Origin of the sequence: Microbacterium sp. 18062 (genome assembly GCF_902706225.1) — a bacterium.
GTDB lineage: Bacteria > Actinomycetota > Actinomycetes > Actinomycetales > Microbacteriaceae > Microbacterium.
Map to the genome: position 1 here is coordinate 48,876 of NZ_CACSKB010000008.1, position 11,803 is coordinate 60,678.

The 11,803-nt window shown below is 69.3% G+C and carries 11 protein-coding genes; 5 read left to right on the top strand and 6 right to left on the bottom strand.

The window, feature by feature from the left end; genetic code table 11:
- Nucleotides 1-8 precede the first annotated feature (8 nt).
- Nucleotides 9-701 (top strand): GntR family transcriptional regulator, encoded by a 693-nt coding sequence (locus tag GVL03_RS04795; RefSeq protein WP_159499855.1) that lies wholly within the window; start codon nt 9-11, stop codon nt 699-701.
- Nucleotides 702-875: 174 nt separating this feature from the next.
- The gene (locus GVL03_RS04800) at nt 876-2,270 is read left to right on the top strand and encodes an MFS transporter (protein ID WP_200847066.1); all 1,395 of its coding nucleotides are present in this window, start codon (nt 876-878) and stop codon (nt 2,268-2,270) included.
- Nucleotides 2,271-2,405: 135 nt separating this feature from the next.
- On the opposite strand, the gene GVL03_RS04805 is transcribed toward GVL03_RS04800, so the two are convergent.
- From GVL03_RS04805 to GVL03_RS04830, 6 genes are all read right to left on the bottom strand, one after another.
- On the bottom strand, nt 2,406-3,599 hold the full coding sequence (locus GVL03_RS04805; RefSeq protein ID WP_159499856.1) for an FAD-dependent monooxygenase: 1,194 nt from the start codon (nt 3,597-3,599) through the stop codon (nt 2,406-2,408).
- A gap of 16 nt (nt 3,600-3,615) precedes the next feature.
- Nucleotides 3,616-4,596, bottom strand: a complete 981-nt coding sequence (locus tag GVL03_RS04810; protein ID WP_159499857.1) for an ABC transporter substrate-binding protein — start codon at nt 4,594-4,596, stop codon at nt 3,616-3,618.
- 174 nt (nt 4,597-4,770) lie between these two features.
- Entirely contained in the window at nt 4,771-5,238 is a 468-nt protein-coding gene (locus tag GVL03_RS04815) for a MarR family winged helix-turn-helix transcriptional regulator (RefSeq protein ID WP_159499858.1), read from the bottom strand.
- Nucleotides 5,239-5,248: 10 nt separating this feature from the next.
- The gene (locus GVL03_RS04820) at nt 5,249-6,118 is read right to left on the bottom strand and encodes a fumarylacetoacetate hydrolase family protein (protein WP_159499859.1); all 870 of its coding nucleotides are present in this window, start codon (nt 6,116-6,118) and stop codon (nt 5,249-5,251) included.
- Nucleotides 6,115-7,362, bottom strand: coding sequence for an FAD-dependent monooxygenase (locus GVL03_RS04825; RefSeq protein WP_159499860.1), 1,248 nt, complete (start codon nt 7,360-7,362; stop codon nt 6,115-6,117). Before GVL03_RS04825 ends, GVL03_RS04820 begins: the two co-directional genes overlap by 4 nt.
- A complete protein-coding gene (locus tag GVL03_RS04830) occupies nt 7,359-8,417 on the bottom strand; it encodes a cupin domain-containing protein (protein WP_159499861.1) in 1,059 nt (352 codons plus the stop codon). Before GVL03_RS04830 ends, GVL03_RS04825 begins: the two co-directional genes overlap by 4 nt.
- 110 nt (nt 8,418-8,527) lie before the next feature.
- On the opposite strand from GVL03_RS04830, the gene GVL03_RS04835 reads away from it, so the two are divergent.
- The 3 genes from GVL03_RS04835 to GVL03_RS04845 all read left to right on the top strand — a co-directional run bounded on the left by GVL03_RS04835 (nt 8,528) and on the right by GVL03_RS04845 (nt 11,795).
- Nucleotides 8,528-9,292 (top strand): dienelactone hydrolase family protein, encoded by a 765-nt coding sequence (locus tag GVL03_RS04835; RefSeq protein WP_159499862.1) that lies wholly within the window; start codon nt 8,528-8,530, stop codon nt 9,290-9,292.
- 85 nt (nt 9,293-9,377) lie between these two features.
- Nucleotides 9,378-10,274: a LysR family transcriptional regulator gene (locus tag GVL03_RS04840; protein WP_159499863.1), complete on the top strand. Its 897-nt coding sequence runs from the start codon at nt 9,378-9,380 to the stop codon at nt 10,272-10,274.
- Nucleotides 10,275-10,406: 132 nt separating this feature from the next.
- Nucleotides 10,407-11,795, top strand: coding sequence for an FAD-binding oxidoreductase (locus GVL03_RS04845; protein ID WP_159499864.1), 1,389 nt, complete (start codon nt 10,407-10,409; stop codon nt 11,793-11,795).
- Nucleotides 11,796-11,803 lie beyond the last annotated feature (8 nt).

Genomic DNA, 11,803 nt, shown 5'->3' on the forward strand with positions numbered 1-11,803 from the left:
TCTATAGCGTGTCAGCTGTGGAGTCCCGCCCTCTCCTTCCGGGGCACGCCTCACGCCGGAGTCTCACCAAGGCGGACGCGGCATACGCGGAGATCCGCGAGCGCATCCTGTCGTGCGAGCTTGCGCCGGGTTCGGTGATCGAGCAGGAGTCCCTCGCCGCGTGGCTCGGGTCATCGACCACACCGGTTCGCGAATCGCTGCGCCGCCTCGCAGCCGAGCAGCTGGTCATACTGCCCGCCCACAGCGACGCACGGATCGCGTCGGTCTCTCTCGAGGAGTTCCAGGAGCTGCACACCGTCCGGCTGGGCCTGGAGACCCTCGCCGCGAGCATAGCGGCCACCAAGCTCACCGCCGCCGACGTCAGCCGTCTCCGCGATCTGCTCGCCGCGCCCGAAGGGGTGTCCGATCCCGTGAGCGATGATCGCAGCGGCGCTCTCCACCGCGCGATCTACGCCGCGTCGCTCAACCGCACCATCATCCAGATCCTCGACTCGACGTGGGATCGCATCGGCCGCTATCGCGTTCTGCTCGCCCGCGCAGGTGCGGTACCGTCCTGCCGCACGCGCGAGCACGAAGTCATCATCGACGCGCTCGAGCGGCACGACTCCGACGGGGCGAGCCGGCTCGTGCAGCAGCACCTGGACGACACGTTCCGCGTGATCCTGCCGGCCGCAGCGGACGCACTGCAGCCCTACGCCTGACGATCAGGCGATGGCCGACCGGTGCCAGCGCGAGCTGTCGTCGAATCGGTCACCTATAGATTATAGGCTATAGCAGTGAGCACACCATCGATGATCGAAAAGCGGGCACCTCGTGGGGCGCACGGGCGGCGACTCGCTTCCCGCGGCGGCGGGACAGCCCGTCATCCGGGCGGGATGGTCGCCGCCCTCCTCTCCGCCGGCCTCAGCGCCGCTCTCGTCGCCACGATCCTGCTCCCGATCCAGTCGGTGCTCCCCGAGCTCCTCGACGCACCTCGCGACGCGACGGCCTGGGCTGTCACCATCACTCTGCTGACCAACGCGATCGCGACCCCGATCGCCGGCAAGCTCGGCGACATGTACGGACGCCGCCGCGTGCTGCTGTCGCTGCTCGCGCTGCAGCTGGTCGGCGCCGTCACCGCGGCGCTCGCGGCCACGGTCGGGCAGCTCATCGTCGGCCGAGGGCTCCAGGGCGTCGCGATGGGGGCCATCCCTCTGGGCATCGCGATCATGCGCGACCGCCTCCCGGCCCGCTCGCTCGGGCCCTCCATCGGATTCATGTCCGCGACGATCGGCCTGGGCGGCGCGCTGGGGCTCCCGCTCGCAGGGTTCGTGACGATGCATCTCGACTGGCATGCGCTGTTCTGGATCTCGGGGGCGATGTCGCTGACGAGCATTCTGCTCATCCTCTGGCTCGTTCCTGAAAGCCCCGTTCGTGCGCGGGGCGCGCTCGACGTGCTGGGGGGAGTACTCCTGGCGGGAGCGCTGACCGCCCTCCTGCTGGGAATCACCCAGGGACAGGCGTGGGGCTGGGTCTCGTGGCCGACGCTCGGCGCGCTGGCGGGCGGCAGCATCGTGCTCGGGGTGTGGGTCGCCTGGGAGCTGCGGGTCAGCAACCCGATCGCCGACCTCCGCGTGGCCTTCCGCCCGACCGTGCTGCTCACCAACCTCACCTCGACGGCGCTGTCGTTCGCCGTCTTCGCCGGCAACATCATCTTCCCCCAGCTGCTCGCGGCTCCCGCCGGCCGGGGGATGGGAGCCGGGCTTTCGCTGGAGGCGACCGGGCTCGTGCTCCTGGCCGGATCGGTCGCACTCGTGGTCGCCTCGCCGATCGCGGGACGCCTCCTGCTCTGGGCAGGTCCGCGGATGATGCTCTGCCTCGGCGGCGTGATCAGCGTGGCAGCCTATGTGCTCGCGCTCTGCGCGGGAGGCAGCGCCCTGCTCCTGACCGTCTCGAGCATCCTCGTCGGTCTTGCGGCGGGCACCTCCTACGCCGCCATGCCGACCCTGATCATGCGCGCGGTCCCCATCACCGACACGGGCGCCGCGAACGGGCTCAACGCGCTCATGCGCGCGATCGGCACGACACTCGCCGCAGCCTCGATCGGGACCGTCTACGCCACCGGAGCGGTCTCGATCGCGGGCCAGTCCGTCCCGAGCGACCCGGCGTTCACACTCACCATCGTTCTGGCGCTCGGTGCCGGCGCGATCGGCGCGATCATCGCCCTGATGATCCCCGGCGGGGGCCGGCGGCACACCGGCGAAGCAGCATCCGCTCACGGACGGGCCTGACGCAGCGGCATCCGCTCGCCCCCGGCGCCCCTCGCTCGCAACGCCCGCTCGGCGTATGTCGCGAGGGGCGGCACGGACGACGAACGCAGGATCCGACACCCCGAAGGGGGCGGACCCTGCGCCTCGCGAGGTGGCTCAGCCGACGGCGGGCGCCGATGCTCCGAAGTCCGCCGCCTCGCGGATGTCGTAGTGGTAGATGTCGTCGTGGGCGATTCCCGTCCGGTTCTGCTCGCCGACGGGCTTCGGGTCCCAGCTCTCCTTGAGGTGGTACTTGTCACGTCCTGCACGGGCTCGCGCGACCATCTCGTTCGCCCGGCCGACGCGCAGCGCCTCGTAGCGCGCGAGCGCCGCGGGGATGTCGCCGGGGGTGTAGTCGATCGCCGCAGCGATGGCGTAGGCGTCCTCCACCGACATGCCGGCGCCCTGACCGATGAAGGGCGGCATCGCGTGAGCGGCATCGCCGAGCAGGGTCACGTTCCCGCGCGACCACGAGGGGATCGGGTCCCGGTCGTACAGCGCCCATTTGTAGTAGGTCGTCGACGAGGCGAGCAGCTTCAGCAGCGGTTCGTGCCAGCCCTCGAAGACGTCGAGGATCTCCGACGGGTCTGCCTCCCGGGTCCAGGATTCGCCCAGCCAGCTGTCGGTGTCGACGTGCGCGACGAAGTTCACGACGTCTCCTCGGCGGACCATGTAAGAGATGACGTGGCGCTCGGGACCCACGTACAGCATCCAATCCTTCGTCTGCACGGCGTCGGCGACCTCGTCGAAGGGCACGAGACCGCGGAAGCACACGGTTCCGGTGAAACGGGGCTCGGTCGTCTCCATGATGCTCGATCGCACAGCCGAGCGGACTCCGTCGGCGCCGATGACGAGATCGGCCTCGATCTCGCGGCCGTCATCCAAGCGCAGCACGGCGCCGCCGGCGGTGCTCTCGGCGCCCACCGCGCGGGTGCCGAGGTTCAGGATCCCGTCGGGGAGGTTCTCGGCGAGCACCTCGACGAAGTCGGCGCGGTGAAGCGAGATGTAAGGGGCTCCGAAGATGTCCGCGTACCCGCTCCGATTGACTCGGGAGACCTCGGCACCGTCGTTCCAGCGGCGGACGACCTGCCACTCGGCGTCGAAGCCGATGGCCTCGATCGCATCGCGGACTCCGAGTCCCTCATAGGCCTTGAGGGCGTTGGGCGAGAGGGTGAGCCCAGCGCCGATCTCACCGATCGCGGGCGCCTGCTCGAAGACCTGGACGTCGATTCCTCGCTTGGCCAGCGCGATGCCGGCGGTCAGGCCGCCGATCCCGCCGCCGGCGACGACGACCTTCGGTGTGCGTGTCATTTCTCTGCTCCTTGTTTCAGACGACGACCGAGCTCAGGGTCTCGGATGCGAAGAGGTCCTCCAGCGCGGGTCGCTCGGCGATGAGACCCTGCTCGTGCTCGTATCTGACGAGCGTCTCGAGGTTGTTTCGGTTGGCCGGCAAGCCGTAGGACCAGTAGTCCTCGCCCATCAGCTCGATCGTGTCGAGGATGTCCTGCGACGCGAACGGGAGGCTCGTCACGAGCGCGCCGGGGTACTTCAGCGCTGCGATCGCCTGATCACGCGCCTCCGTGAACGCCTTCACGAGCGACTGGGCGATCCAGCGATCGCGCTCGTACACCTCGCGTCGGATCACGATCGTGTGCATTATCGGGAAGATCCCACTCTCTCGGAAGTAGGCCGTCTCGGCCGCGCGAGTGTCGGCGAACAGCCGCACGACGCGGGGATCGCCGTCGAGGAACTGCTGGGGCGGACGCGGCGAGTAGACGGCATCGACCTCACCGCCCAGCAGCGCTTCGCCCAGGGTGTCGTGCGCGCTGATGGGCTGCAGGTCGATGCCGCGCGGGCGGATGGCGATCTTCTCGGTCCGCCCGCGCGCGTAGAGTCCGCCGTTGCGGTACACCACCGAATCCGCGGGCACACCGTGATAGTCGGAGAGGATGCCGCGGATCCAGACGGCAGCGGTCACCTGGAACTCGGGGATCCCGACCGTGCGGCCGACGAGGTCCTCGGGCCGTTCGATCCCCGCGTCGGCACGAACGTAGATGCCGCTGTGCCGGAAGGATTTCGAGGGGAAGACCGGGATCGCCACGAACGGCTCCCCACGCTCACGAGTGAGCAGGTAGCTGGAGAACGACATCTCCGACACGTCGAACTCCCGGTGGCTCACCATCCGGAAGAAGGTCTCCTCGGGCTGGAGCGCGATGGCGCTGAGGTCCACGCCTTCGATCCGGACATGACCGTTCAGGATGGGCAGAGTCCGGTCGTAGGCTCCGCACGCGAGCGACAGCGAAACCATTCGCGACCTTCCCTTCGCTGCTCGGGGAACGGCTCGTCCATGAGCGTTCCGATCTGCGAATCACGCTACGCAGGGGGATGGATGCAGGGGAAAGAGCAGTTCGGGCCGTATTCATCGGACCCCGTTATGAGCGCCGATCCACACCGCCGACACGGCGACCGCGACGCGGTGCCCTCAGGCGCGCTCGTGCCCGGCGACCAGGCGACGCAGGAGCCGGATCAGCTCGGCGCGCTCGGCGGGCTCGAGCGGCGCCTGCAACTGGTCGGTCATCGCAGTGGCGGCCGCCGCGAGCCGAAGGTAGACCTCTTCGCCCTCCGGCGTCAGCTGCAGCACGTTGCGCCGCCGATCCGCCGACGAGGGCTCCGAACGCAGCCAGCCCCGCTCGGTCAGCCGATAGATGACCGACCCCGCCGTCGAGGTGTCCAGCGACGCCGACCGAGCGATGGTCGCCTGGTCGCACGACCCGAGATGGGCGACGACGCTCAGCACGGCGAACTGGGTCGGCGTCGCGTCCTGCGACGCCTGCGCCACCTGCGACACCCACAGGGCATCGTGGATCTGGTGCGCGCGTCGGATCAGATGGCCGGGGCGGTGCTCCATGGGCGACGGGTCGGCGCCCGTATCCCGCGAGGAGGTGTCCACACCGGGGAGTCTAGCCACGCTGCAGGGCGGTGCGCGGACCGGGGCGGTCGGCGTAGCGGATAGCGCCGTCCGCCGTGACCTCCACCCGCAGGCTGCCGACGCGATCGATACTCACCTCGACGACGTCGCCGTCGACGATCGGCCCGACGCCGGCGGGCGTTCCCGTCGCAATGACGTCTCCGGGCTCGAGGGTCATGACCGAGCTCGCATAGGCGATGAGCTCCGGCACCCCGTATATGAGCTTCGCCGTCGTCGACTCCTGCCGGAGGCCGCCGTTCACGGTCAGCCGCAGGCCGAGGTCGCCGTCGCTCCCGAGCTCGTCCGCCGTCACGACGAGCGGCCCCAGGGGGGTGAACGTGTCGAATGACTTCCGGGTAGATCGGTCCTCGGTCGAGCGCACGGTGATGTCCAGCGCGCACGTGTAGCCGAAGACGTGTGCGCGCGCGCTCTCGAGTGAGATGTCGCGGCCGCCGCGGCCGATCACGACGGCGAGCTCGCCCTCGTGATCGGTCCTCTTGTCGAGGTAGGGCAGTCGGATGGTGCCCCCGGGTGCGAGCACGGACGTGCCCGCCTTCAGGAACACGCCCCACTCGACCACGGTGGACGAGTCCGGCATCTCGTCCACGTGCTCGAAGTAGTTCGCGGGCGCTCCGATGATCTTCCCCGGACGCGGCAGCGGCGCCTCCCACTCGATGCCCTCGAGCGGAAACGCGGGGGCGGCGGCGACATCGTCGGCGTCGAGCGCCGCCCCCGACCGGATGAGGGCGGCGAGCGCCCCTCCGACGCCGGCCGCCTCGATCGGCACGAGAGCCGAGGCGTCGTGGACGAGGTCGCCCACGACGACGCCGAGCCGGCCGCCGCCGAAGAGCCCGAGCCTCACGATCGGCGACCCAGCACGCGCTCGGTCCCGGGGATCGCCTCATACACATCGCGGGAGTCGGGGACCGGCGGGATCGGAAGCGACGCGTCACCGTAGAGCCAGTCGAGGTGGTCGAGCCCGGTGTCGCCGATCGCGCCGAGCATCTGATCTCGGACGGCGGCCTCGGCGGCCTCGACATGCGTGAGCTCGCCCCACCACCGCGACCCGCGTTGGACCGCGGCCGTGCGCGGGTAACGGATCTGCTCGAACCGCTCCAGCGGCTGCGAGAGGTCGTCAGCCTCGGACAGCAGGCCGGCGAGCACGACGGCGTCCTCGAGAGCCTGGCAGGCGCCCTGGGCGAAGTACTGGTGCGCCGAATGCGCCGCGTCGCCGATCAGCAGGAACCGGCCTTGCGTCCAACCCGGACGCGGATCGCGGTCGAACTGCACCCACTTCTTCGTCCGGTCCAGGTTCGCGATCGCGGCCCGCACGACGGGATTCGCAGTCGCGAACACCTCGTCGAGCTCCTCGGCCGTCCCCCACGCGTCGCTGCCCACCGGTCCGCGGACGCTGCGGAAGGAGCAGACGAGGTTCATCTCCTCACCGCCGCGGATCGGATAGTGCATCACGTGGTGGTGCGGACCCGTCTGCAGCGTCACGGCGTTCTCGAACTCGGGAGTGCGTGGGAACGTTCCCCTGTAGATCACGTAGGTGGACGCGAGCGGCGGCGAGTCGTCGCCGAGGATCTCACGCACGCGCGATCGGATGCCATCGGCCCCGACCAGCACCTCGGCGGAGGCCGTGGTCCCGTCGGCGAAGACGGCGGTGACGACGTCGGCGTCCTGCGTCGCCGACACGAGCTCCTTTCCCGGATGCACCGCGACCAGCCCCGTGTCGACGGCCGCCTTCATCAGGCCCGACAGCAGGTCTCCGCGATGCATGACCCGGTAGGGGGACCCGTATCGCTCAGGGAAGCTCGACAGGTCGATCGAGATGATCTCCTCGCCCGAGTCGATCGAGCGCATGACCGCACGCTCCGGGAGGACCGCCTTCACCGTGAGGTGCTCGAGCACTCCGAGATCCGCGAGGATACGTCCGGCGTTGGGGCCCACCTGCAGGCCTGCGCCGACCTCACCGATGTCCGGTGCACGCTCGTAGACGGCGACCGTGATGCCCTTCTTGGCGAGCGCGAGCGCGGTGGCGATGCCACCGATGCCGCATCCGATCACCGCGACCCGCGCGGCCTGCTCCGGTGCGGCGCTCACAGCTGCGGGTACTCGTCGCGGACCTCACGGCGCACGAGGTCGAACGGCTCGTAGATCGGCCAGTCGCTGAGGGAGTACAGGACCGCGTCACCCTGATCGGCGATGTGCTGATACCAGTGCCACGACGGGACGACGAAGAAGTCGTTCTCCTCCCAGTCGAAGCGCTCGCCGTTGATGATCGAGTGGCCGCCGCCCTCGAGCACGCAGAAGATCTTGCTCGGTGTGTGGCGTTCCGGCTTGGATGCGCCGCCCTCGGGGATGTACGAGAGGTACGACGAGATCGTGGGGATGACGGGTCCGCCGGTCAGCGGGTTCACGTACTCGAGGGTCGATCCCGACGTCGGCGATCCCTCTACCTCCCACAGGCGCAGGAGGGCCGGCCGCGTCGTCGAGTAGGCGTACTTGTTCAAGGGCGAGTGCTTGCGCGTCCACGTGCTGTGCGCCGGCACCAGACCGACACCGTATTCCGCGACGCTGGCATCCTGGGGCCGGGTGAGGTCCTGCAGCTGCTCGTTCGGGTACTCCTCCGCGAACTGCGCGTGCTGTCCGCGGACGAACGGCACGTCGAGGCCGTCGAGCCAGATCATCGGCTCGTCGCCCGGGTGACGGTGGTCGTGCCACGACACCGGCGGTGTGAGGACCAGGTCACCGCGCTCCATCCAGACCGGCTCACCCTCGACGGTCGTGATGCCGCCGCCTCGCAGCATGAGGCGGATGGCGCTGGGTGTGTGGCGGTGCGCGGGAGCCGTCTCACCGGGCAGCACCATCTGGTAGCCGGCGACGAGGTTATGGCTTGTACCGAAGACACGCTTCGGGTTGGACGCATTGAACGCGCGACGCTCGGCGTCGTCGGGGCTGATGAACTCCGCGGCCTTCTCCAGGAGCGGCCAGAGGTCGCGCGCGTGCCAGACGTACGGAACCTCGTCGAGGGTCGGCTCCGGCGCGAGCGTCCCGGGAATGGTCCACAGCGCCTTGACGTGCTGGGCGGCGAGCGCCTCGTAGAACTCCGGGTGGGCCGCTTCCGCGTCAGGAATGATGCTGGTGGGGGTGGACATGACGGTCTCCTTCGTCGTCGGTCGCCAGATAGTACGTTGACGGACTATCCGTGCACAAGTAAGTTTGGAAAGGAACACGGCGTCGTGTCAAGAGAAAGGGGAACCGCCGGATGTCGATCGAGGATCTGCCCGAGAATCTCCAGCACCTGCTGACCACCGTCTCGCCGCGACATGACCGCCCCATCGCGGTCCACGATGTGGAGTACCTGCACGGCGCGACCCCTTTGCGCGGATTCATCGCCGAACCCGAGGGCGGGAGCCCGAAGGCGGTGCTCGTCTTCCACGCCTGGATGGGGCCGGGCCCCTACGTCGAGGCCCGAGCCCGGATGATCGCGGGCCTGGGTTACACGGTCTTCGCCGGCGACGTCTACGGAGACGGCGTGCGCCCGGCGACGATCCCCGAGATGCGCGCGGAATCGCAGAAGTACTACGCGGATCTGCCGCTCATGCGCGGCCGCGCGCAGGCGGCCTTCGATGCGCTCACCGATCGAGGGTTCACCCCCGACGACATCCTCGTCATCGGGTACTGCTTCGGCGGTACGGTCGCCCTGGAGCACGCCCGTACGGGCCAGCGATCCGCCGGCGTCGTCTCGTTCCACGGTCGACTCATCACGCAAGATCCACCCGAGGTCCAGGCGATCGCAGCGCCCGTGCTGATCCTCACGGGCGGGTCGGACCCGATCGCCCCCGACGAGGACGTCAAGGCCTTCGCCGACGAGCTGCGCACCGCGCCCGAGGTGGACTGGCAGATCTCGGTGTACTCGGGCGCGCCGCACGCGTTCACGGTCCCCGGAGACATGTACCGCGAGAAGGCGGATGCCCGTAGCTGGCGCGCCTTCGTCGACTTCGCCGACGAGGTGGCGCCGATCGTCTGAGCCCGAACGCGGTACGCCGCGCAGGCAGTCCCCAGCGAGCACGGCTATGCTCGGAGGGACTCAGGCAAAGGCGATGGGTGTGTAGATGAACGTGGAGATACGTCACCTCCGACAGTTCCTTGCTGTCGCGGAGGAACTCCATTTCAGCCGTGCCGCCGACCGACTGCATCTGGCCCAGCCCGCTCTGAGCGCCAACATCCGAAAGCTCGAGGAATCCCTCCAGCTGCGCCTGTTCGCACGCAGCACGCGCCAGGTCGAACTCACCAACGAAGGTCAGGCCTTCGCCGAGCATGCGCGGATCGCCGTCGAGAGCTACGACCGGGCACTGGAGGCCGCCACCCACCTCCGGCGCGGCGGAACCGGGCCCGTGACACTCGGCGTGTACTCGGCGGTGAGCACCGAGGTCAAACGCGCGATCGTCAATCGCCTCCGCGAGATCAACCCCGATATCGAGCTCACCATCGTGGCCGAGAGCTCGAGCAAGCTCGTCGAAGCCGTTCTCGAGCGCCGCATCGACGCGGCACTGTGCGTCGCGCCGACGGGAGCCGCGAATCTGCACCGTCTCCTCATCACCAATGAGGCGATGGTCGTGGCGCTGCCGGAAGATCATCCGCTCGCCGGCAGGTCGTCGGTCGGCCTCAGCGAACTGGCGGAGGAGGCCTGGATCCTCCCGAGCAACCGCGCCTTCCGGGAGGGCTCGGCGCTGCACCGCCTCAGCGCCCAGGCAGGGTTCACGATCCGTGTGGCCGAAGAGGTCTCAGACTTCGACGAGCACTTCACAGGGGTGGCGGCTGGCCACGGGATCGAGGTCGTCCCCGAGAGCTTCGCCGGCCGGCTGCGGGAAGGCGTCGTGATCCTGCCGATCGACAACGTGGTGCTTCCGATCTACCTCATCGGACGCTCGGACGACTCCTCGCCGACCCTGTCGACGGTCTTCGACGCGGTGGTCGACGCCACCGAGGACACGCTCATCCAGATCTGAGTGCGCGCACTCATCATCGATCCCGCATGAATGCCGGGGTGGATTGGTCTTTCCCTCCTCGGGATCCGCGCCCCTAGGCTGACCTCCGTCTGGCAGCACGGGCGCATGGGCGCGCCCGCAGAGAGGGAACCCATGGCACGCGAGCTCGCTCCCGACGTCGACGGCCTCCGGGCGAGTCTCCGGGGAGAGGTGTTCCTTCCCGGAGAGCCCGGGTTCGTCGACAACGTCGGCGGCTTCAACCTTCTCTCCCCCACATCGCCGGAGCTCGTCGTCGTGGTGGCCGATGAGGCCGACGTCCAGACGACCGTGCGCTGGGCCGTGGCGAACGGGCAGACCGTGCACCCGCAGCTGACCGGGCACGGCGCCTATCGGACGCTCGACCACGGGATCCTGCTCAAGACCCAACATCTGAGCCGCCTCGCGATCGATGCGGCTGCCGCCACGTTCACGATCGGCGCGGGCCTGCGCTGGATCGACGTCGTGCCGGAGCTTCACCGTCATGGGCTCGGAGCCGTCACGGGCTCGGCCAAGACGGTGGGCGCTGTGGGGCTGCTCCTGGGCGGCGGCATCGGGCCGCTCGGTCGATCGCTGGGCATGGCCAGCGACTGGATCCGTTCGATCCGCGTGGTCGACGGCCGGGGCGACGTGCTCGTGGCGAGCCCGGTCGAGAACGAGGATCTCTTCTGGGCACTGCGTGGAGGGAAGGTGGGCCTCGGTGTCGTCACCGAGATGACGATCGCCGCGCCGCGGATGCCGCACGTCTACGGCGGCGGGCTCTTCTACGCCGCCGCCGACATCGCCCGCGTCGCCCACGAGTGGGCGGACTGGATCGAGGACGTGCCCGAGTCGACAAACACATCGATCGCGATCCTCCGCCTGCCTCCGGAGGTTCCGCCGCCGCTTGGTGGCGCGCCCGTCCTCCACGTGCGGTTCGCGTATGTCGAGGTCGGGCTCTCCGGCGAGGAGCTGATCTCGGCGGGCGAGGCCGCTCTGACGCGATGGCGCGCACGTGCCGGGACCCCGATACTCGACACGGTGGGGCTGCTTCCCAGCGACCGCATCGCAGAGATCCACGCCGAGCCCGAAGGACCCCTCCCGGTGTGGGAGTGGGGGGACTTCATCGACCGGATCGATCACGACCTCGTCGACGTGCTGCTGCTCCACAGCGGGGGCGACTGCGCCTCCCCGCTGGTCACCGTCGAGGTTCGGATGCTGGGGGGCGCGATCGCGCGGCCCGGCGAGCATCCCGATGCCGTCGGCGGACGCTCGCAGCCCTTCAGCGTCCTCGTGCTCGGGGTCCCCGATGATGCGGCGGCACCATGGGCGGTCGTCGAAGCCGCGGGGCACACGATCCGAGACGCACTGGTGGGCTACAGCGGCCCCGAGGTCAACTACAACTGGGCGAACCATCCGTCCGCCCAGACCTTCCGATCCCGTCTGTGGCCGGCCGCGACCGCTCGACGACTCGCGGAGATCCGAGCACGTCGCGACCCGCACGGCGTCTTCGAACACGGGAACTGAGGCCTCGC